The sequence below is a fragment of the Streptomyces sp. NPDC093109 genome (assembly GCF_040701725.1).
Taxonomy (GTDB): Bacteria; Actinomycetota; Actinomycetes; order Streptomycetales; family Streptomycetaceae; genus Streptomyces.
The window spans coordinates 10,036-30,757 of record NZ_JBFBEZ010000068.1; the positions used below are offsets into that span (position 1 = coordinate 10,036).

Genomic DNA, 20,722 nt, shown 5'->3' on the forward strand with positions numbered 1-20,722 from the left:
TGCTCGGCCTGCTTCTCCTCCTGCTTCCTGTACTGCTCCTCCTGCTTCTGTTCCTGTTCCCTCTCCTTCTGCTCCTGCTTGGCCTCCTGCTCGGCCTGCTTCTCCTCCTGCTTCCTGTACTGCTCCTCCTGCTTCTGTTCCTGTTCCCTCTCCTTCTGCTCCTGCTTGGCCTCCTGCTCGGCCAGCCTCCGCTCGGCCTCCTTCTCCTTCTGCTCCGCCTCCTCCCTGGCCTTCCTCTCCTTCTCCTCCAGCTCCTCCTCTTTCTCCTCCAACTCCCTCTTCGCGTCGGCCTTTTCCTTCGCCGCGAGGTCCTCGGTGAACTCCTGGCTCAGGCTGGTGGTCACCGTTTCGATCTTCTTCGGCAGGTCCTGGTCATTGACCGAGTTCTGGATCTTAAGGATCGACTCCTTCCCCGCCTCCCCGAGCTCGTCGATAACGCTCTTCTGCCAGCGCCTGATGGCCTCTTCGCCGATCTTCTTCCAGGTCTCCTTCTCCTCGAGCTGGCCGAAGTCCGGGTGAGCTCCGCTGAAGCCGTCGAATTTGACCGCGTGATAGGAGTCGTAGGAGTCGTAGCCGTAGTCCTCGTAGTAGCGGACCTTGGTGATGTTGTTGTCCCAGATCCACTCGGAGACGTCCAGCAGGATGTCGTGCAGCCAGCGCAACGGATTTCCCGACGACAGTTGCCAGGAGTTCCACTTGGTGTGCAGGCGGTCCGCAGCGCCGTAGATGTCCTGCCGGTAGGTGCGGAGCTCATGGCCGTACTTCGAACCGGATCCCTCTATCGGGATCTGCTCGCTGTACCCCTCGTAATTGCGGGCAAGCCCGTGGATCATGTCCCGGAAGACGCCGGCGGCCATGCCCTTCCAGGACGCGTCCTGCTTCCCGAGGTCGAATTCCCAGTCCCTCAGGTCGTCGTGCCGGTTCTTGAAAAAGAGCGCGACCCGGTCGAGGGCGTCGGCCGACTTGTCGATGGTGTCGAGGTCGACGGCGTCGGTCTCCATGACCCTGAGGCCGTACCAGTCGAATCCGGTGGTCTTATTCGTGTTTATCAGCTGTTCGAGGGCCTTACCGCCGCCGTAGCTGTAGCGCGCCAGGACGGAGTTGTCCCACTCCACGTCCTTGTCCTGGCCCTCGAAGTCATGGCCGAGGTTGCTGCCGAACTTGCCACCCACGACCACCCCGCCCGTCGGAGGGTCGTCCGTGCCGCCTCTGGTGCCGAGCAACGTGATGCGGGCCTGCCTCATCTTGACCCTCGTGCCCACTTCCGCGTCGCTGATCGAACCACTCGTCCCTGTGTAGAACGGGATGACGAAGTCCGTGTTGTTGATGCGCCACCCGGAGTTCTCGGTACGCCAGGACATATCGTTGACCGCCTCGACGATGGCGTTGGAGGGCTCACCGTTGTAGTCCGAGAACTCCATCCGCATCAGCGGGATGTCGTCGTTGCCCAGGAGGTTGTCGAACAGAACCGACCGCTCCGGCAGTTGGACCCCCGTCAGCACCTTGACCGCTCTTGCCCACCAGTCGTTGTCGGAGTGCGCGACAGGGACTTTCTCGGACATGGCGGGGGACCTCCGGCGGGCTGCTGATCGGCGAGTGGGACGGCTGTGGGGTACTGAACGGGGAGTGTGCGTCAGGCGCTGGTGCCGCGACCGGCCGTGTCTGCCCCGAAAGAGCGTGGTCCGGTGCGCTGCGCTCCCTTCGCTCGGTCCGTCTCGGCACTGTGATTCACCCTCCGGACGCCGAGCGCGATCGCAAGGCGGCCGGAAGTCGTCGTAACGGAGCTACGAGGGCTTTCGGCCAACGCCGCGAGCGTGCGTGCTGGGCGGCGTGATGGGGCAAAGCTTGCCGGGAGGGGCACTAGTCGTCGTCGTCGCCACCGCCCCCGCCCCCGCCCCCGCCGCCCATGCCATCGTCCACGTCCTCGAAGATGTCGAGGTACTCCTGGCCGTCGATCTTCGTCAGGTTGGTGCCCTGGGTGTCGAACAGCGACTCCAGGGTCTCGTTCAGGTTGTCCTCGATGTCATCGAAGAGCTTGGTCTGCTCGTCGAAGATGGTGGTGAGGTCCTCGGCCATCCTCGCAAGGGACTTGTTGAGCTTCGCCACCTGCCCGTCGATCTCGTCATCCTTGAGCATGAAGCCGAGCGCGAGCGGCTTCCCCGCCTGGTAGGAGTCGAAGTCCTCGATCTTGACGTCCTCTTCACCAATGAGCGAGCCCATGGTGGGGCCGAGCGTGGGGTCATCCATTTTGATCTTACGGAGCTCGTCCTTGAACGGCAGCAGGCGGTTGTCACGGAAGCTCTTGAGCCCCGCCTTGTCCAGGGAGAGCTTTTTGGTCTCGCTGTTCGGGTCCTTTTTGTCCACGGCAGGTCCTGTCCGCTCGGGGGGTCTGGGTCGTGCCGCCCGCCGCCGTCATCGGCGGCGGTGAGGGGGCCTGCCGTCCGGAGGCGGGCGGCGCCGGCACGCCTACGCGGCGGCCGAGGGGGGTCGGCCGCCGGTGGGCGGTCGTCAGCGGCCGATCTTCACCGAGTCCCACATCTGCGTCAGCGACTTCTCGCTGTACTGGTAGTTCTCGGAAACCGAGGTCAGCAGGGTGGAGTGCTTGGTCAGCAGCTCCTCCATCCCCTTGACCGCGCCGTCCCATTTCGCCTGCTTCTCGGCGTAGACGTCCTTGTCGTCACCGATCCACTTCTCCATGAGCGCGGAGAGCTCCATCTGCAGGTTGGAGAGTGTGGTCGCGATGGCCTTGGTCTGATGGATCATGTCGTCCGCGGCGTTACTCATCTGCGAGTAATCGACATAGATGATGCCGTCCGTGAATTCGCTCATAGCCTGTCCTCGTCTCGCTCCGGGTGCGGAGGGGTGCGCTGGGGTGGAAAGCGGGGCTGCCGCTCGATGTCAGCCGGTCAGCGGGACCCGCTGGTCAACTCGTCGAAGATGGAGTCCGACTGCGAGTACGCCTGGTTGATCGCGTCGTTGGAGGAGCCCTGCTGCTTTCCCTGCTCGACGAGGGTCTGGTTGAGCGTCTCGATCATGTCCTGAACGTTGGTCAGGATGACGTCCGCCTTCTCCTCCCAGGAGGTGACCAGACTCGTGAACGCCGCGCCGTCGCTGCCCTTGTAGTGGGTCATCAGGTTGGTCTTGGTCGTTTCGACGTCCTGACGGCACTTCAAGACACCGCTGAAGGCCATTTCAAGGGCCTGGATGCCATTCCGTGTCGCTGTTTCCTCGGACCGCTGCATGCCGTTGACGGACACGTGTGCCCCTCTCGTCCTCGTCGTAGCTCTTACGACCGGAGGCTAGAGGAACCCGATTGCTTCCGATGCTGTCCCTCGTTGTCGGCACCTTGGTTTTCGGTTGTCTCTTACTTGTCGCGCTGCTCGTTGAGTTGGCAACGCGGCGCCGTGACATCGGCCCGGCCGGTCTGGGCCGCCGACGGGTCCAGGTCGGGGCCCGAGGGGAGCATCGAGAGCATCAGCGACGGCATCTGCCTCGGCGTCTCCGCCTTGTAGCCGAGGGCGGCGGCGGACTCCTGTGACGCCAGCCGGTACTTCACACCCGAGTCCGTGACCAGGTAGAGCGTGGTGCCGACCTCGCCACCGCCGGCACCGAGCGCGCGTACCAGCACACCCCTGCCGGGCGGCACGGTGACCCGCTCCACCGGCAGGCAGGCCGCCGCGGCGACCCCGGAGGAGTGCTGGGCAACAGGCCCGAGTTCGGGCTTCTCGACGAGGCTGAGGCCGACCCGGGTGCCCTTGTCCTCGGAAGCGACCCGGGCGCAGGGCGTACGGTCCTTGTCGACCGTCACGACCTTCGGCGGGGACTGCGGCGACTCGCCCGGCCCCCGGTCCTCGCCCGCTTCCGGGGAGAGGTTGTCCTTGAGTGCCTCGGAGGTGAGCGGCGCGGCGGCCGGGGTGGCGCCCCCGTAGGCCTTCGCGCGGGTCTGCGGATCTCCGAGCGCCAGGGCCACCTCGGTGGCGGTAATGGGCGCGAGGCCGTCCGCGCGCAGCAGGTAGTAGCGGGCGTCGGAGCCCGGCACGGCCAGCTCGAAGACCTGCCCGACCTTCGTCGGATTGCCGCCGAGCCGCGGCCCGTCGGTGCCGAGCCCGGGCGCGGCGGGCGGCGCCAGGTCGGGGCCGGCGGGCAGCGCGCTCAGGAACGCGGCCGACACCGGAACGGGCGACGCTCCGGCGTAGCCGAGGGCCTCGGCTACGCTGGACGTCCGGTCCAGGCGCAGCCTGCTGCCCTGCCACAGCAGGTAGTCGGTGCCGTCGGGGCCCGCGACGAGCAGCCCCTGGCTCTTGTCGAGCGAGACGCCCGCGGCCTCGGATCCCACGGCGAGGGTGGTATCGGCCTTGGCCTCGTTCTCCTCCGTCGGCGCGGAGCACACCTGCCACGGGTCGGTGGACAGGTCTCCGGCGCCGGGCAACGCGTCGGGCGCGCCGTCGATGCCGACGGGGGTGCCGAGCGGGGTGTCCTTGAGGGATTTGGCGCCGATCGTGATCGTCTGCAGGTCGGCCCCGCCGAGGAGCTTGGCGGAGGCGTAGTTGCGCACCGGGCGGAGCCGTCCGCCGAGGTACAGGTAGCGGCTGCCGGTCTCCTTGACGACGATCAGGCTGTTCGAGGTCCGCCAGGAGTCCTTGGTGCCGGGCGAAAGAAGGCCGATGACGAAGGCCCCCGCCGACACCAGCACAGCGATGATGATGCCGATGGCTATGCCGCGGTTGGTGCGGCCCTGCGGGCTCTCGGGGGCATCGGGGTCGGAGCGCAGCATGCTGGAGGTCAGCCGGCCCATGAGAAACATGTGGGCCTGAACCTGGTCGCGTTTGTTCTGCATCGTGCTTGTGGTCCTCCGGTGTTCGGTGTTATCCGTTGAGGCCGCGCAGCCAGCCGTAGACGCCTAGCACCCACAGCGACAGGGGCAGCATGCTGATCGCCATGGCGGAATGGAGTATCTCCGCGCCACGGCCCCAGTACGGGACGAGCCGTCGGCCCGGCACGGTCCAGGAGGCGATGGCGATGGCGGCGGCGACCGCGAGCACCCCGCCCACCAGCAGCAGCCGGCCGACCGGACTGTAGGACAGGGCGCCCTCGTACACGAGCAGCGCGCCGCCGCCCACACCGGGGATGACCAGCGAGAGGCGCTGCAGGGTGTTGCCGAGGCCACGGCTGTGCAGCAGGAGCAGCAGCGACAGCGCGACGATGGTGAGGACCGTGGGCAGGTTCGCGGCGCGGGCCAGGCCGTACAGGCAGGCGGCGCAGATGGCGCCGGTGGCCGCGTACAGGCCGGTCATCCAGCCGTCGGCGACGACCGCGCGGGCGGCGACGGCGCTCGGCGAGTGCGGCTCGATGCCCTCCTGAAGCTGCTGGGCGTTGGTGGGCAGCGGCGGCAGGCGCAGGCCCGACAGCCGGAAGGACAGCGAGGGCACGAAGGCGCCGAAGACGACGGCCGCGAGTGCGACGATCCCCGCGGAGTGGGAGGGCGAGAGGTTCGCGGTCATCATCAGCACGGCCGCCAGGACGCCCGCCGTGGCCATCGCGACGGCGGCGAGGAAGAGCGAGGCGAACGCGGCGACCACGGCGACCGCGAGCATGGCGCCGCCCGCCGCGGCGGCAGAGGCCGCGAGCAGCCGGGAGCCCAGCACCTCGTAGAGGTGCGGGCCGGCGAGTTCGCCGCCGGGCAGCAGCCAGCCGGCGACCGCGAAGAAGGGCACCGCGCTGAAGCCCAGCGCCACGCCCGCCTCCGCGTCGCCGACCGCGCGGCTCGCGGAGCCGGCCCCGCCGAGCAGCAGCACGCCGGCCGCGGCGGCGGCGAGGGCGCGCAGTCCGCCCGGGGCGCCGGGCATGGCGAGCACGCCCAGGCCGACGGCGAGGGTGACGACGAGGACGACGATCAGCGACAGGCGGCTGGTCCGCGGCGTCCAGCCGAAGGGACGGTCCTGCATGGTGGTGGCGATGCCGTCCACCAGGTCGTCGAGGCGGACCTCGGGCAGGGCGTCGTTGCGCGGCCTGAGGTAGAGCGTGTCCCCGTCGACCAGGCCGAGGGATTCGAGGCTGCTGTCCTCTTCGAGGGGCTCGCCGCCGAGGCGTTGGAGCACCCAGCCGCCGTGTTCGACGCCCTGTTCGGCGAGGTCGTCGCCCGCGTACCGCACCAGGGTGGGCAGGAGGTCGACGACCGGGACGTCCGCGGGGACCGCGAGGTCGATGGACTTGGCAGGCGCGCGTACGGTGACGCGGCACAGGCCTGCCGTTGCGCTATCGGTCATGTGAGTACTCATGCTTCTTCGGGAGTCGTTTTGTGACTCCGCCTAAACGGGCGGGCGTTGGGCGGGCGTTGGACGTGTGCGCGGATCGGCTGCACACTACTTGCTGAGCCTCTGCTCGTTCACGGTCGTCTCGTGAACGTGTGGATAGGGATCGTAAACTCTCCATGACGCGGCCGGAGTTCCTGTCCCCGGCCCCGCTTTCGCGGCACAGGCTGTCTCCTGCCGACTGTCCCGCTCGCCTGCCCGACTACCCTGCCGCAGAGGTCGGCGCCTTCGCCCGGCTCGCTGGCGCGCCACCGTCCCCGGCCTCCCCCGGACAGAACATCGTGAAGGAGACCGCTCGTTGACTACCGTCCTGTTCCGCAGGCCCGCGCGCAGGCGTGGCCCGGACATGCCCGAGGGGGAGCTGAGTCTCCAGGAGCCCCCCACGCTCCCGGAGGTGACGCCGGACAGTTCCGCGGTGTGGAACTACCTCCCGATGGCGCTGATGTCGGTGTCGATGATGCTGATGTTCATGCGCCCCGGCGGGTCCAAGACCGGCGGGTTCATGTACCTCGCTCTCGGCCTGATGATCATCTCCTCGGCGGCGATGATTCTCGGTCAGTTCATGCGCCGCGCCAGCGAGCGCAAACAGAACCTCAAGGGTGAGCGGCGCGACTATCTGCGCTATCTGCGGCAGATCCGCAGGAAGGTACGCGGCGCCGTCGGCGAGCAGCAGCGCGCGCTCGCCTGGCGCCACCCCGATCCGAACGGGCTGTGGTCCATGGTGGGCACCACACGGCTGTGGGAACGCCGCCCCTCCGACCCGGACTTCGGTGAGGTGCGGGCCGCGGTCGGCGATCAGAAGCTCGGACTGCGGCTCGCCCCGCTCTCCACGAAGCCGGTGGAGGACCTGGAGCCGCTGACCTCGCACGCCCTGCGGAGCTTCATCCGCGCCTACTCCAGCGTGCCGGACCAGCCCATCGCGATCTATCTGCGGACCTGGGCGCGGGTGCTGTTCCGGGGCGACGAGGACCGGACCCGGGACCTCGCCCGGGCGCTGCTCGCCCAGCTCGCCGTGGCGCACGCGCCCGACGACCTGTGGATCGCCCTGTGCGTGTCGGACGAGCGGCGCGCCGAGTGGGAGTGGGCCAAGTGGCTGCCGCACGGCCTGCACCCGCACGAGAACGACGGCGCGGGCTCGGTGCGCATGATCGTTTCCTCGGTCAACGAGCTGGACGAGCTGCTGGGCGCGGAGTTCCAGGAGCGCCCCGCGTTCGACCCGGAAGCCCAGGCGGGGCGCCAGGAGCCGTACACGATCGTCGTCCTGGACGGCGTCCCGGTGCCCGGCGGGCACCGGATGGACGGCGCCGGGGTCCGCAACGCCGTGGTGCTCGACCTGAACGGCGCGCTGACCTGGCGGCCCGGACGGTCCACGCTCCGCCTCGACGTCGCCGAGAACGTGATGAACCTGGTGCGCACCGACCGGGAGCGCAAGGAGCAGTACACCTCGCTGGGCCGCCCCGACCGGCTGTCGACGACCGGGGCTCTCGCCCTGGCCAAGCGGCTCGCCCCGTACCGCATGGGCCTGGTGCAGGAGTCGTCCGAGCCGCTCGCCGCCGACGTGGAGCTGACCTCGCTGCTGGGCATCCCCGACCTGCACCGCCACGAACCGGACACGCTGTGGCGTCGGCGCAGCGGCTCGGAACGGCTGCGGGTGCCGATCGCGGTCGGCATGGACGGCGCGCCGGTGGAACTGGACATCAAGGAGTCGGCGCAGGGCGGCACGGGCCCGCACGGCATGCTGATCGGGGCGACCGGCTCAGGCAAGAGCGAGCTGCTGCGCACCCTGGTGCTGGGCCTCGCCCTCTCCAACTCCTCCGAGACGCTCAACTTCATCCTGGTGGACTTCAAGGGCGGCGCGACCTTCCTCGGGCTCGACCAGCTGCCGCACACCTCCGCCGTGATCACCAACCTCGCGGACGAAATGGCGCTGGTCTCCCGTATGCAGGACGCCCTCCACGGTGAGCTGATACGCCGCCAGGAGCTGCTGCGCTCGGCGGGCAACTACACCTCCGCCCTGGAGTACGAGAAGGCCCGCGCCGACGGCACTCCGCTGGCCCCGCTGCCGAGCCTGTTCGTCGTCGTCGACGAGTTCAGCGAACTGCTCTCGGCGCGCCGGGAGTTCATGGAACTGTTCGTCATGATCGGCCGGCTCGGCCGCAGCCTCGGGGTGCACCTGCTGCTCGCCTCGCAGCGCCTGGACGAGGGCCGCATGCACCAGCTGGAGTCCCACCTGTCGTACCGGATCGGCCTGCGCACGTTCTCCGCGATGGAGAGCCGTGGCGTACTGGGCGTACCGGACGCCTACGAGCTGCCGCCGACCCCGGGCAGCGGCTTCATCAAGACGGGGGTCGAGGCGCTGACCCGGTTCCGCGCCGCCTACGTCTCCGGCCCCTACCGTCGGCGCAGCGGCTCCGCGCACCAGGCCCGGGTGGCCAGCCAGGTCGTGCCGTGGACTGCGGGCTGGGTCGTGCCCCGGCAGGTGCCGGACGTGCCGGAGCCCACCCCCGAGCCGGACGAGGAGGACGGCGAGTCGCTGCTGTCGGTCGCCGTGGACCGGATGCGGGACGCGGGCCCGCCCGCGCACCAGGTCTGGCTGCCGCCGCTGAACGACCCGTCACCGCTCGACGAGATACTGCCCGGACTCGCTCCCCACCCCGAGCTGGGGCTGACCACGACCGCGGCGGCGTTGCGGGGCAAGCTGAAGGTGCCGGTCGGTATCGTCGACCGCCCCTTCGACCAGCTCCGCGACCAGCTGATGGTGGACGTGTCGGGCGCCGGGGGCCACGTCGCCATCGCGGGCGGCCCGCAGAGCGGCAAGTCCACCCTGGTCCGTACGCTCATCACGTCGCTCGCGCTCACCCACACCCCGCGCGAGACGCAGTTCTACTGCCTGGACTTCGGCGGCGGCACCCTGGCGGGCCTCGCGGACCTGCCGCATGTCGGCGGCGTCGCCTCCCGCATGGACTCCGAGCGCGTCGGCCGGGTGATCTCCGAGGTCATGACGGTCCTCGCGCGGCGCGAGCGGTTCTTCCTCGAACACGGCATGGACTCGATGCCCGCCCTGCGGCGGCGCAGGGCCGCCGGGGAGTTCCCCGACGAGCCGCACGGCGACGTCTTCCTCGTCGTGGACGGCTGGTCGACGGTGCGTCAGGACTACGACCGGCACATCGGCACGTTCAACGCGATCGCAGCCCGGGGCCTCAACTACGGCATCCACCTGATCGTCACCACCGCGCGCTGGGTGGAGCTGTCCTCCGCGGTGCGCGACCAGGCAGGTACCCATCTCGAACTGCGCATGGGCGACCCGATGGACTCCGGTATCGACCCGCGCAAGGCGGCGGGCGTTCCGCGCGTCCCCGGGCGCGGTCTGACCCGCGAGTCCAAGCTGCACTACCTGGCGGCGCTGCCCCGCATCGACGGCAAGCCGAGCGGGGACGATCTCTCCGACGGCGTCGCGGACCTGGTGGCACGGGTCCGCGAACACTGGTCGGGGCCGCCTGCCCCGCCCGTGCGGATGTTGCCGACCACCTTCGCGGCTGCCGAACTGCCGCCCGCCAAGGGCGACTTCCAGGCCCCCCTGGGCCTGGAAGAGGACCAGATGTCCACGGTCTGGCACGACTTCAGCGCCAACCCACACATGATCATCGTCGGCGACACCGAGAGCGGCAAGACCAACCTGCTGCGCCTCACCGCCCAGGCGATCACCTCGCGATACACCCCCGCCGAGGCGCGCATCATGGTCGTCGACTACCGCCGCGAGCTCATCGAGGCGGTCCCCGAGGAGTACCGCCTCGGGCACGCGGTCTCCATCGACGCCCTGAAGGACCTGGTCGACGGGGCCGCCCGCGCCGTCAAGACGCGGGTGCCCAGCTCGGACATCGCGCCGTCCCGGATGCGGCTGTGCGACTGGTGGACGGGGCCGCGGCTCTTCGTCCTCGTCGACGACTACGACATGGTCGGCGGCGGAGGCCCGCTCAACCAGCCCTTCGGCCCGCTGGCGGACCACCTCGCGCTCGGCTACGAGGTCGGGCTCCACCTGATCGTCGCGCGCGCCGCGGCGGGCGCGGGCCGCGGCCTCAACGACCCGCTGATGCGCCGCCTCCAGGAGATCAACAGCCCAGCGATCCTGCTCTCCTGCCCGCCGACCGAGGGCTACGTCTTCGGCAACATCAAGGGCCGCAATCTGATCCCGGGCCGCGGCCAGCGCATTGCCCGGCGCAAGAGCGTCCAGATCCAGACGGCCCTGGTCGACGCGGAGACCACATGACCCGGCGGGGGCACCCCGCCTCGGCCGCGTCCCGGGCCCACCCGGGGCAGCCCGCGCGGTCGGGGCGCTCCGTACTGCCCGCGCCCCGACCCGGCCCGGACGTGAGCCATCACCACCCGCACAACGGCCCCGCCGAGAACCGCGCACCACGGTCCCCGGGCCACGGTGCAATGCCCATGCGGCCTCAGGGCCCCGCGCCGAGCGCGGGCCCCGGCCACCCAGGGCCCGCCGTCCGGCGGGCCCGCCCGGCGCCGGGCGGGCCCGGGCCGTGGCGGAGCGGCGGGGCGCGTCCCCCGGCCCCGCGGGGGCGGGTGGGCGGGCTGCCGGGCTGGGGGCTCCGCTGGACGAGTCATTCCGAAGGAGCGTCGTCCGCCCCTGGGGGGCGGGCGGGGAGGTGTCAGGTGCGTGCAGCCGCAAGGCGGAGGAGGGAAGCGACGCGGAGCGTCGTTGACCGACGACAACGCCGCGGATGTGCGCACCTGACACCTCCCCGCGGACGGGACTTCGGAATGACTCGGCTAGGGCGTGTTTCGAAAGTAGCGCCGTCCGCCCGCAGGGCGGGGCTCGCGGCGTCCGGTGCGTGCGATCGCAAGGCGGAGGATCGTCCTCGTACGGGACGTACTTGGATGACTCCGACAACGCGGCGAGCGTGCGTGCCAGGCGTCGCGAGCCAGGCGGGACTTTCGAAACACGCCCTAGCTGGCTGGGCGCCAGTTGCGGGCCTTGCCGCGGGGGATGATGACGGCCCCGGCGGCGACCAGCAGGACCACCCCGCCGCCACCCCCGGCGATGAGGAGCGCGCGGTTGCGCGGGGAAGCCGGTTCGGCCGGCGGGACGTGCGCGGGGTCGGCCTTCGGCATGATCTGCCAGGCGTTGTCGCCGAGCACCGCCGTGAGCCCGGCGTAGGTGTCGAGACGGGGCACCTCGCCGGGGTACGCGGCCTCCGTGAGGCGGCGGGAGACCTCGGCGGCGGAGAGGTCCCGGTGGTACGAGCGGACCAGCGCCGCCGCGCCCGCGACGTGTGCGGCCGCGAGCGAGGAGCCCGAACCGATGTAGTGGCCCCCGCCCTGGGGGCCGATGCCCACCACGGCGTCGCCGGGCGCGGCCAGGTCCGGGGCGAGCGGGGCGGGCGCGTTGTCCGGGCGGGCGCCGCTCGGCCCGTAGTCCACCACCGACAGCACCTGCGGCACACGGGCGGGCCAGTAGGCGCGGGCCCTCGGGTCGGGGCGCCCGTCGGCGCCCGTGGGCGCGATGTCGGGCGCGGCGGGCGCGACGACGAGGACGTCCTTGGAGACGGCGTGGGCCACCGCCCGGGCCAGCTCCGTTCCGCCGCTGGTCAGCGCCTGCCCGACGTAGACGACCTTCGCGCCCTGGTCCACGGCGCTGGTGATCCCGACCGCGACCTGCTGGGCCGTCGCCGCGCCGCGCTCGTCGGTGCCGCGCACGGCGAGAATGCGCGCGCCGGGGGCGACCCCGCTGACGGCACCGGTGCCGGTGGGCGCGCCGGCTATCAGGCCGGCCACGAAGCTGCCGTGCCCGACGCAGTCGGTCCCCGCGCTGCCCTGTGCCGTCACCCGGCCGGTGAGCGCGGGAACGTTTCCGTTCACGCCGGTGTCCACGACGCCCACGGTGATGTCGCCGCCCTTGGAGAACTGCCAGGCCCGCGAGAGCTGGAGCGCCTGGCGGGTCCACGGACTCTTCTCGGCCTTCTTCCCCGAGCCGGTGGCGCAACTCTCGTCGGCAGCGAGCCGCGAGCGCAGCGCGGGCAGGCTGACCGGGCCGTCATCGGCGGCGGACGCAGGCGGAGCTGCGAGGATGGGGAGCACGGCCGCCGCCACGAGCGGGAGAACGGCACGGCGGTAACGGTGGCTTCGCATGCGACGCATGATAGGGGAAGCCCGATCGGCAACCCGGCCCGGAACGGGCAAGGTTCACGGCACCACGACATCCAGGAGGTCCCAGCGTGTCACGGCAGGTACTGACGGTCTGCCCCGAACAGCCCGACAGTTTCCAGACGATCGGTGAGGCGCTGGCCAAGGCACGTACGGGAGCGGTCATCCGCGTCCGGTCCGGCCGCTACGCGGAGAACCTCACCGTCCGCACCCGGGTGACGATCGTCGCGGAGGGCGAGCCGGGCAGTGTCGAGATCTCCCCCCGCCGCGGCACCGCGGTGACGCTCGTCGCCGACGCGGTGATGCTCACCGACCTGACGCTGCGCGGCGGCGGCGAGGACGTCGCGGTCGTGGACGCCCCGCGCGGCCAAGTGGCCATGGACGGCTGCACGGTGATCGGTTCCGGCTGGACGGCGGTGCTGGCCCGGCAGACCGGCTCGCTCGCCATGCGCGGCTGCCGCGTCACCAACCGCGAGGGCGCGGGCATCGTGGACACCTCCGAGTCCGGCAGCGTCATCGAGGACTGTGTCATCGAGAACCTCGGCACCTCTGCCGTCGTGCTCAGCGACACCGCCCGATCCACGATCCGCGACTGCCGCATGCGCGACGCCCGCGGCAACGGTGTCCTCGCCAACGGCGAGGCCCAGGGGTCCATCGAGTCCTGCGACATCAGCGGCACCGACAAGCCGGCGATCGCGCTGGAGGGCAGCTGCACCACCCACGTGCTCCGCACCACCGTCCGCGACGCCAAGGTCGGCGTCTACCTGACCAGTTCCTCCCGCCCGACCATGGAGGAGGTGACCGTGTCAGGCACCACAGGACCGGGCATCGTCCTCGCCTCCGGCGCGGACCCGCTGCTGCGGCGCTGCTCCACGGTGCGCACGAAGGGGGAAGGGCTGGTCGTCGGCGACCGCTCCCGGGGAACCTTCGAGGACTGCGAGTTCACCTCGGCGGGCGGCCCGGCGATCAAGGTGTCGGGCGCCAGCTCCCCGACGTTCCTCCGCGCGGTCGTACGCGACTGCGCCGCCGCGGAGGCCGCCGTACTGCTCACCGAGGAGTCCACCGCCGAGTTCGACCGGCTGGAGGTGGCGGACGCCACGGCCAGCGCGGTCGCCATCCGCGGCCACGCCAACCCGCTGCTGCGCCACGCCGTGATCACCGGCCCCGGCAAGCACGGCATCGAGGTCGGGGACAACGGGCGCGGCAGGATGGAGTTCTGCACCGTCGAGCGGGCCGCCAGCGGCGGGATACGCGTCGCCGACGGCGGCAACACCCAGATCATGGACTGCGTGGTGCGCTCCTCCGGCGAGGCGGGCCTCTCCGTGGGCCGCGACGCGGTGGCCTCCGCGCGCGACTGCGAGCTCGACACCTGCGGCGCGTCGGGCGCCGTGGTGGAGGAAGGCGGCGAACTCACCCTGACCCGCGCCCGGATCATCGGCGCGGGAGCCCACGGCGTGCTCGTGTCGCCGGGCGCGAGGGCGGAGCTGTACTCCTGCGAGATCACCGGCGCCGTCGGCGACGGTATCCGCGCGGACACCATCGAGCCCACCACCATCACCGGCTGCACCGTGCGCGGCAACCGCGGCGCGGGCCTCACCCAGACCCGGGCGAGCGAGCGCCTGGAGGTACTGGAGCTGACCAGCGCGGAGAACGGCGCCCCCGACCTCTGGGGCGCCGAGGCCGCCGCGTCCGCCAGGCAGCGCGGCGGGAAGGACTCCGGCAGCACGGAGCCGCTGGACCCGCTGGAGGAACTGGAGGCCCTCATCGGCCTCGAAGGCGTCAAGCACCAGGTGCACACGCTCGTCAACCTCAACCAACTCGTCCAGCGGCGGATCAGGTTGGGCATGCCGGTGCCGTCCATGAGCCGCCACCTGGTCTTCGCGGGTCCCCCCGGCACCGGTAAGACCACCGTGGCCCGCCTCTACGGCTCCATTCTCGCCCAGCTCGGCGTACTGCCCGAGGGCCATCTGATGGAGGTCTCCCGCGCCGACCTCGTCGCCCAGGTCATCGGCGGCACGGCAATCAAGACGACGGAGGCGTTCAACAGGGCCATCGGCGGCGTGCTGTTCATCGACGAGGCGTACACCCTCACCTCCGGGGGCTCCTCGAACGACTTCGGGCGCGAGGCGGTGGACACGCTGCTGAAACTGATGGAGGACCACCGCGAGGACGTCGTGGTGATCGCGGCGGGCTACTCGGAGGAGATGGACTCCTTCCTCTCCTCCAACCCGGGCCTCGCCTCCCGCTTCACCCGCACCATCGAGTTCGAGAACTACTCGGTCGAGGACCTGGTGACGATCACGGAGCGCATGTGCGGCTCCCACCAGTACGAACTGGGTCCGGGCACGACCGCGGCGCTCGCGGCGTACTTCAAGTCGGTGGACCGCGGCGCCACGTTCGGCAACGGCCGGGCAGCGCGCGGAGTGTTCGAGGAGATGGTGGACCGTCAGGCCTTCCGCCTCGCCACCATGGCCGACCCCGCCGAGCGCGACCTGACGCTGCTGCTGCCCGAAGACGTCAGCGACACGACGTCCGTCAACGAGCCGTCGGCCGAGGACCGGGACGCGATGCTGGCGAAGCTGGAGGCCATGATCGGCCTCGGCGCGGTCAAGCGCGAGGTGACCGACCTGGTCAGCCTGTTGTCCACAGCCAAACAGCGCGAGGCGGCCGGCCTGCCCGCCCCGCGCATCAGCCAGCACCTGATCTTCTCGGGCCCACCCGGCACCGGCAAGACCACCGTGGCACGCCTCTACGCGCAGCTGCTGCACTCCCTCAGTGTGCTCCCCCGGGGCCAGCTGATCGAGGTAGCCCGAGCCGACCTCGTCGGACGGTACGTCGGCCACACCGCCCAGTTGACCAAGGAGGTATTCGAAAGCGCGATGGGCGGCGTGCTCTTCGTCGACGAGGCCTACACCCTCACCCCCGAGGGCTCCACCTCCGACTTCGGCCGCGAGGCGGTGGACACCCTGCTGAAACTGATGGAGGACCACCGCGACGAGGTCGTGGTCATCGTCGCCGGCTACACCGACGAGATGCGGCGCTTCCTCGACTCCAACCCCGGCCTCGCGTCCCGCTTCTCGCGGTTCGTGGAGTTCGAGAACTACACCACCGACGAGCTCGTCACGATCATGGAGCGGCACGCGGAGGACATCGGTTACGCGTGCCTGCCCGCGACCCTGGACGTGCTCCGCGCCCACATCGAGACGCTCCCCCGCGACCGCTCCTTCGGCAACGCGCGGCTGGCCCGGCAGCTACTGGAGACCATGGTCACCCAACAGGCCCGGCGTCTCTCGTCCGTACGCCGGCCGAGCGTGGACGACCTGCGGTCGCTGCTCCCGGAGGACCTGCCGACGCGGGCGGGGCTGGCCGGCCGGTCCTGACCCCCACGGTCGCCCCGTACGGGCCCGTCCCGCACGCGCCTGGGGACGGTGATCCGCGGGCGGACACCTGGTTCTGCTGGAACCCGGTGTCCGTGGACGTCGAAGGGCCCTGACCCGGTCCGTCCATCGGCCGCGTCAGGTTCCGCTTGCGTTTCCTGGCGGTGCGCGGAGCGGTGACGTACGCGGTGAACTCGTCCGGTGTGCCCAGGAGGCGGTGGCGGTCGCGGATGCTCAGCAGCAGGCTGACCATCTGTTCGCGGAAGGCGTTGCCGGTCCGCTCGGTCAGCGGCTCGGCCAGCCGCAGGTAGACCCCGCGCGCGTCGGCGGGACGGGTGGCCCTGGCCTGGTCGGCGAGGGTGAGCCACGGCTGGTCGTGGGCACCCGTTTCGTCGGCTGCCCGCCGGGCGGGTCGACGTCCTTGTCGTCGAGCAGGGCGTCGACCAGGACGAGGCCGCCGTACCGGCCCTGCTGCCGCCGCCCCGCGTCGGCACGCGGCAGAGCCAGCGCGCCCTCACGCTCGGCGGTCCAGCAGCCCGCGGCCCGGGCGGCGGCCCGCGGGCTGCTGGTACCCGAGCAGGGTGCGTCGGGCGCCGACGTGGTCGCGGCGCAGGGCGACGGCATCGGAGAGCCGGGCCGCCTGCGCGTAGCGGTCGCAAAGGTGGTCGACGAGGGCGGTGTCGACGGCGGAGAGTTCCCGGGTGTCCCTGACATTCCCCATGCCGCGCTCCGCCCAGCTCAGGGCCTCGTCGGGGCGCCGAGCGGTGTCCAGCTCGCGGGCGACGACCAGGTGCGTGTGACCGTTCGGCGAGAGGTCGGCCGCGTGCACGGCGATCACCGCGTCGACATCGCCTCCCGCCTTCGCCAGGCGTTCCATCAGGTGCTTCTCCGCTCAGCCGCGGCGGTTGCCCCGCCACGCCTGGACCACCAGCATCCGCAGGACGGCCATCCCCTCGTCACCGAGGACATTCCTCGTAGTCGAGCGGATCGATGTCGGTGAGCCGTCGTCCACGTCGCCGAGCGCATGGCCGATCAGCCGGCGCGCGAGCTCCTCCGGGTCGGGGCGCGCCGCGCGGCACGCGTCGAGATGAGCGTCGGCGAGGTCAGCGCCCACCTGCCCGGCCGTCGGAGCGCCTCGCCCAGCAGCCGCGTCGCCTCCCTCGACAGGGTGACCGCGTCACCAGCCCGGCCCGAGCGGGGCCGACCCACCGATCGCGGACACCGCCTCCCCGGCCTGCTCGGCGAAGGCGCGGGCATCGGCGTACTCGACGTACCCGTACTGCGCGAACGGACCGAGGTCGAGCAGATCGCGGATACGGGCCCCCACCGCCGCGAGGTCCCCCCGGGCGCTCGCGGCCCGCAGCTCCGAACGGCGCCGCGGCCGCCGGTCCTCACCGATCTGTTCCCGCATCAGAGCGAGCAGCTCGTCCTTGGACAGGGCGGACAGCCACGCCTCCATGACCTGCGCCGGCCCCCGGGCCGCCTTCCGCTGCTGCGGCAGGCTCTCCCGCCGGGCAAGCACCGTCAGGCCGAGGGCGACGAGGTGCTTGCAGAAGTCGCTCTCCAGGCCGAAGGGGCAGTCGCCCTCGCCGGACAGCCCGCCGGGACCGTCCAGGGCCAGCTCCACCTCGTACCGCTCGGTGCCGTGGACGCTCGGGGTGACCCGGCCGTCACCGGCCTCGACCCCGGACACCGCATCGAGACAGCCGAGCCCGCGCTCGTACGAACGGGGGTCGGCCAGCGTCTTGAGGCTCGCCTCGGTGAGGCCACGCATGATTTCTTCCCATCCTGCTGTGGTTGTGGATGTGACGTGCTGTCATGTCTAGGGGCGCCCAAGGGGCGGACCAATGGCTTCGGTGGTTGCGACCTCCAACTCGTCCAGCGCCAGGGATCGTCGGCCGGTCACGCCGCCCTCCTCAGCCCCTCGGTCGCCCGCCCCCTGCCCGGCAGCCGACGGACGAGCGGCCCGCACGACCTCCGACGACGCCCGATACGACCTCGCGGGTGTCGTGGTCCACGACGACGGTCATGCCCGCCCGCGTCCAGACGCCGCCAACGGCGGTGGTCCGCCCCGGCGTCGAACCGAGCACTACGGGACCCGCGGATCCCGCACCGCCGCCGCGCCCGCGACCCCGGACGCACCGCGACCACCATGACCTGTGAGTCTTCCTGGAACCCTCAGTCTTCCAGCACTGCCTGCTCGCATCCGACCAACGTCTTCCATGCGGTGGTGCACCGCACGCCGTCCTCCCTGCGCCCCTCATCCTGAGCCTCGACACCTCAAGATCCGCACAGGGGACGGCATGCACCGCAGGCACTCCGCGGTCACACGCAGATGGAACACAAGAGCCCGCAAAAGTCTGTCAAGGGCGCGAAGAAGACACCCGGCATCACGCCGCTCCCGGTCGGCAGAACGGAACGAGCCACTCTTTGACTTGATACAGCACTGGTGTGCGAGTGGCCAAAGTGAAAGATTTCGACGGCACCTCATTTTCTCCCACGCAGTCCAACGCACCGGTGTTGAACTGGCAGAAAGAAGGCCACGATGCAGAACACGGCGAAGAGCGCGGCGAAGAAATGGTCCGCTCGTACGGCCGCCACAGCCATGGTCGTCGCTGCCGCGGTGATGGTTCCGGCGGGCCTCGCCCAGGCCGCGACCCCCAACGTCTTCAAACTCTGCAACTACGGCAGCGACTACGACACCGTTGCGGAGTTCCCCGGCCGTGGTGGCTGGTCGACGTATGTGATCTCCCCCGGCAAGTGCTACAGCACGACTCTGACCGGGCGCAGCAACGACGCCGTCAACCTCGTCGCGTACAAGGGCTCCGCCAAGTACGTGTACGCCGGGTTCAGCTACAACAACGCCACCGGCATCAACATCACCACCGGCGGCAAGTACGGGGCCGTCAGCTGGAACTGGAGCTGACCTGCCCATTTCAGTCGGCTCCGCTGAGAAGCCGTATCTCAACCGATCATGGAACGTGCGGGTCGAACAGGTTTCCCGCCGGGGTAATCTTCCCGTTGTGCACGCATGAAGACAGGGCCTCTCGGTAGCTCGGAGATGCGAATCTGACCGAGCAGTGCCGGGAGGCCCTAGTGTCGTTGTTGTACGCGTCCGAACCCGTTCAGTTCAACTCGACTGCTCCATCGTGTGACTGCCTCGCGCATGTGTACGACAACGCGGCCGACCATCCGGACCGGGAACGCCGGTATCCCTCCGACATGACGGACGCGGAATGGGCGGCCGTGCGGCCGTTGCTGCCGGTGCCAGCCTGACTGAAGGGCAGAGGCGGCCGGCCCGAGGGCTACTGCCACCGCCAGCTGCTGGACGCGATCCGCTACTCCCGAAGTCTCCGGGACGCCGGAGCGGGATGGCGTACCAGTCGGCGGATCGCCTTGGTCTGCAGCTGGCGGACCCGCTCCCGCGAGACGCCGATGGCCTCGGCGGTCGACTCCAAGGTGTGCGTTGACTGATCATGGAGGCCCAGGCGGAGGCCGAGGATGTCCCTGTCCCTCGGCTCGGACAGTTCGCCCACGGCAGCGGTCATCAGCTCCCGCAGCACCAGCACGACGTCCGCGTCCCGAGTGTCGATGAGGGACTAGGGCCTGTATCGAGTTGTGATCAATGAATGGTCCGGGTGAGGTCCTTGATCCAGATCATGGAGGCGCGGAGATGGAGTCCGGCGAGGTAGCTCTCGGGGGTCTTGTCGTAGCGGGTGGGTGCGCCACGAGGCGCCATGGAATCGAGTGGGGTGAGAGACCTTCACCGCCGGGTTGTCGTAGCAACCCGGCTGAAGCTGGGGGCAGTTCGGTTCGGGGGATGCCGAGCCGAGCGGTAAGCAGCCCCGACAACGTCGGGACGGGTTGGTACTGCCAGACAACTCGGGTCCGGCTAAGGGTTGTCCCGTAAATGATCTCCGAGCTGTCTCGGGCGTGGTCGCCCGCCATGCGGGCTGACCGTCTATCCGGCGAGGGCGAGGTTGTGCATGCGGGCGATGCCGAGCATGGCGTGGTGGACTCCGTCGCCCCTGAGGCGGCAGTCGCGGAGGATCTTCCAGTTCTTCATGCGGGCGAAGACATGTTCAACGCGGGCGCGGACCTGCTTGTGGGACGTGTTGTGGGCTTCCTTCCAGCCGGGGAGATCTTCGCCCTTGCGCCGGCGGTGGGGCATGACGAGGCCGGTGCCGGGATAGCCGCCGTCGGCGATCGTCACGGTCCTGCCGACGGCGGCTTTGGCGCCGGATTCCTCCCACGCCTTGCAGTCATTGCGGTTTCCGGCCAGAGGCCGGCCCACCACGACGACCAGGCGGGTGTCGGCGTCGATGACGACCTGGTGGTTGGTCGAGTACCGGTAGTTCTTGGACTGCTCCGCCACCGTGTGGTCCCGGGTCGGTACCAGGGTGCCGTCCACGATGAGCACGGTGTCCTTGGCGAACCGCTTACGGGGCTGAAGCGCGAGCATCGGCCCGAGGTGGTCGATGATGCGGTCCGCCGCCGACTTGGACACCCCGAAGAGCGGCGCGAGCTGGCGCATCGTCAAGTTTGTGCGCCAGTAAGCCGCGACCAGCAGAGCCCGGTCCTCCAGCGGAAGGCTCCACGGACGGCCTCTGCGCACCGCGTCCGCACCCTGGCGCCGCAGCACGGTCACCAGCTTGCCGAACAAGCGAGGGCTCAGCCCGCTGAACGGGGCTATCCAGGACGGCTCCGACGCCGTGATCACACCAGCCACCACAAGATCATCTCACCGTGACCAGCAGTTACGGGACAACCCTAGGTGATGGGCTAGATGATCGATTCCAAGGGGTCAGTGGTCGATCACCTCTTGACCTCAACCATGCTTGAGTTAGCACCGTGGTTCACATGAACACGGAATCC

General features: G+C 70.3%; 12 protein-coding genes and 2 pseudogenes. 4 read left to right on the forward strand and 10 right to left on the reverse strand.

Features of this window, described 5'->3' with window-relative positions:
* The 6 genes from AB0389_RS36050 to eccD all read right to left on the reverse strand — a co-directional run.
* The coding region (locus tag AB0389_RS36050) for an AAWKG family protein (RefSeq protein WP_366399797.1) at positions 1–1,562 on the reverse strand (1,562 nt) is incomplete at its 3' end.
* Between the two features lie 298 nt (positions 1,563–1,860).
* Positions 1,861–2,364, reverse strand: a complete 504-nt coding sequence (locus AB0389_RS36055) for a type VII secretion system-associated protein (RefSeq protein ID WP_366399798.1) — start codon at positions 2,362–2,364, stop codon at positions 1,861–1,863.
* 144 nt (positions 2,365–2,508) lie between these two features.
* Positions 2,509–2,829, reverse strand: a complete 321-nt coding sequence (locus tag AB0389_RS36060) for a WXG100 family type VII secretion target (RefSeq protein ID WP_366399799.1) — start codon at positions 2,827–2,829, stop codon at positions 2,509–2,511.
* Positions 2,830–2,906: 77 nt separating this feature from the next.
* Positions 2,907–3,257 (reverse strand): hypothetical protein, encoded by a 351-nt coding sequence (locus tag AB0389_RS36065; RefSeq protein ID WP_366399800.1) that lies wholly within the window; start codon positions 3,255–3,257, stop codon positions 2,907–2,909.
* Positions 3,258–3,364: 107 nt separating this feature from the next.
* Positions 3,365–4,837: a type VII secretion protein EccB gene (eccB, locus tag AB0389_RS36070; protein ID WP_366399801.1), complete on the reverse strand. Its 1,473-nt coding sequence runs from the start codon at positions 4,835–4,837 to the stop codon at positions 3,365–3,367.
* A gap of 28 nt (positions 4,838–4,865) precedes the next feature.
* Entirely contained in the window at positions 4,866–6,266 is a 1,401-nt protein-coding gene (gene eccD, locus AB0389_RS36075) for a type VII secretion integral membrane protein EccD (protein WP_366399802.1), read from the reverse strand.
* A gap of 343 nt (positions 6,267–6,609) precedes the next feature.
* Between eccD and eccCa the strand changes: the two genes are divergently transcribed.
* Entirely contained in the window at positions 6,610–10,578 is a 3,969-nt protein-coding gene (eccCa, locus tag AB0389_RS36080; protein WP_366399803.1) for a type VII secretion protein EccCa, read from the forward strand.
* Positions 10,579–11,273: 695 nt separating this feature from the next.
* Here eccCa and AB0389_RS36085 read toward each other — a convergent pair.
* Positions 11,274–12,455: a S8 family serine peptidase gene (locus AB0389_RS36085; protein WP_366399804.1), complete on the reverse strand. Its 1,182-nt coding sequence runs from the start codon at positions 12,453–12,455 to the stop codon at positions 11,274–11,276.
* Positions 12,456–12,541: 86 nt separating this feature from the next.
* Here AB0389_RS36085 and AB0389_RS36090 point away from each other — a divergent pair, with 86 nt between their 5' ends.
* Positions 12,542–15,850, forward strand: coding sequence for a right-handed parallel beta-helix repeat-containing protein (locus AB0389_RS36090; RefSeq protein WP_366399805.1), 3,309 nt, complete (start codon positions 12,542–12,544; stop codon positions 15,848–15,850).
* Positions 15,851–15,971: 121 nt separating this feature from the next.
* On the opposite strand, the pseudogene AB0389_RS36095 reads toward AB0389_RS36090, so the two are convergent.
* Positions 15,972–17,621 (reverse strand): annotated as a pseudogene (locus AB0389_RS36095) (hypothetical protein); the annotation flags it as partial.
* 771 nt (positions 17,622–18,392) lie between these two features.
* Here AB0389_RS36095 and AB0389_RS36100 point away from each other — a divergent pair.
* Both AB0389_RS36100 and AB0389_RS36105 read left to right on the forward strand, forming a co-directional pair.
* Entirely contained in the window at positions 18,393–18,773 is a 381-nt protein-coding gene (locus AB0389_RS36100; RefSeq protein WP_366399806.1) for a hypothetical protein, read from the forward strand.
* A gap of 296 nt (positions 18,774–19,069) precedes the next feature.
* Positions 19,070–19,225 (forward strand): annotated as a pseudogene (locus AB0389_RS36105) (transposase); the annotation flags it as partial.
* Here the strand turns inward: AB0389_RS36105 and AB0389_RS36110 are convergent.
* Both AB0389_RS36110 and AB0389_RS36115 read right to left on the reverse strand, forming a co-directional pair.
* The gene (locus AB0389_RS36110; protein ID WP_366399808.1) at positions 19,186–19,395 is read right to left on the reverse strand and encodes a sigma factor-like helix-turn-helix DNA-binding protein; all 210 of its coding nucleotides are present in this window, start codon (positions 19,393–19,395) and stop codon (positions 19,186–19,188) included. The pseudogene AB0389_RS36105 and the gene AB0389_RS36110 overlap by 40 nt on opposite strands.
* A 413-nt stretch (positions 19,396–19,808) precedes the next feature.
* Positions 19,809–20,576 (reverse strand): transposase, encoded by a 768-nt coding sequence (locus AB0389_RS36115; protein WP_366399807.1) that lies wholly within the window; start codon positions 20,574–20,576, stop codon positions 19,809–19,811.
* Positions 20,577–20,722 lie beyond the last annotated feature (146 nt).

What these genes read in the sequence shown, in the direction of transcription:
- AB0389_RS36060 (WP_366399799.1), bottom strand. Translation starts at nt 2,829, where the DNA reads ATGAGCGAATTCACGGACGGCATCATCTATGTCGATTACTCGCAGATG.
- eccB (WP_366399801.1), bottom strand. Translation starts at nt 4,837, where the DNA reads ATGCAGAACAAACGCGACCAGGTTCAGGCCCACATGTTTCTCATGGGC.
- eccD (WP_366399802.1), bottom strand. Translation starts at nt 6,266, where the DNA reads ATGACCGATAGCGCAACGGCAGGCCTGTGCCGCGTCACCGTACGCGCG.
- AB0389_RS36085 (WP_366399804.1), bottom strand. Translation starts at nt 12,455, where the DNA reads ATGCGAAGCCACCGTTACCGCCGTGCCGTTCTCCCGCTCGTGGCGGCG.
- AB0389_RS36100 (WP_366399806.1), top strand. Translation starts at nt 18,393, where the DNA reads ATGCAGAACACGGCGAAGAGCGCGGCGAAGAAATGGTCCGCTCGTACG.
- AB0389_RS36110 (WP_366399808.1), bottom strand. Translation starts at nt 19,395, where the DNA reads ATGACCGCTGCCGTGGGCGAACTGTCCGAGCCGAGGGACAGGGACATC.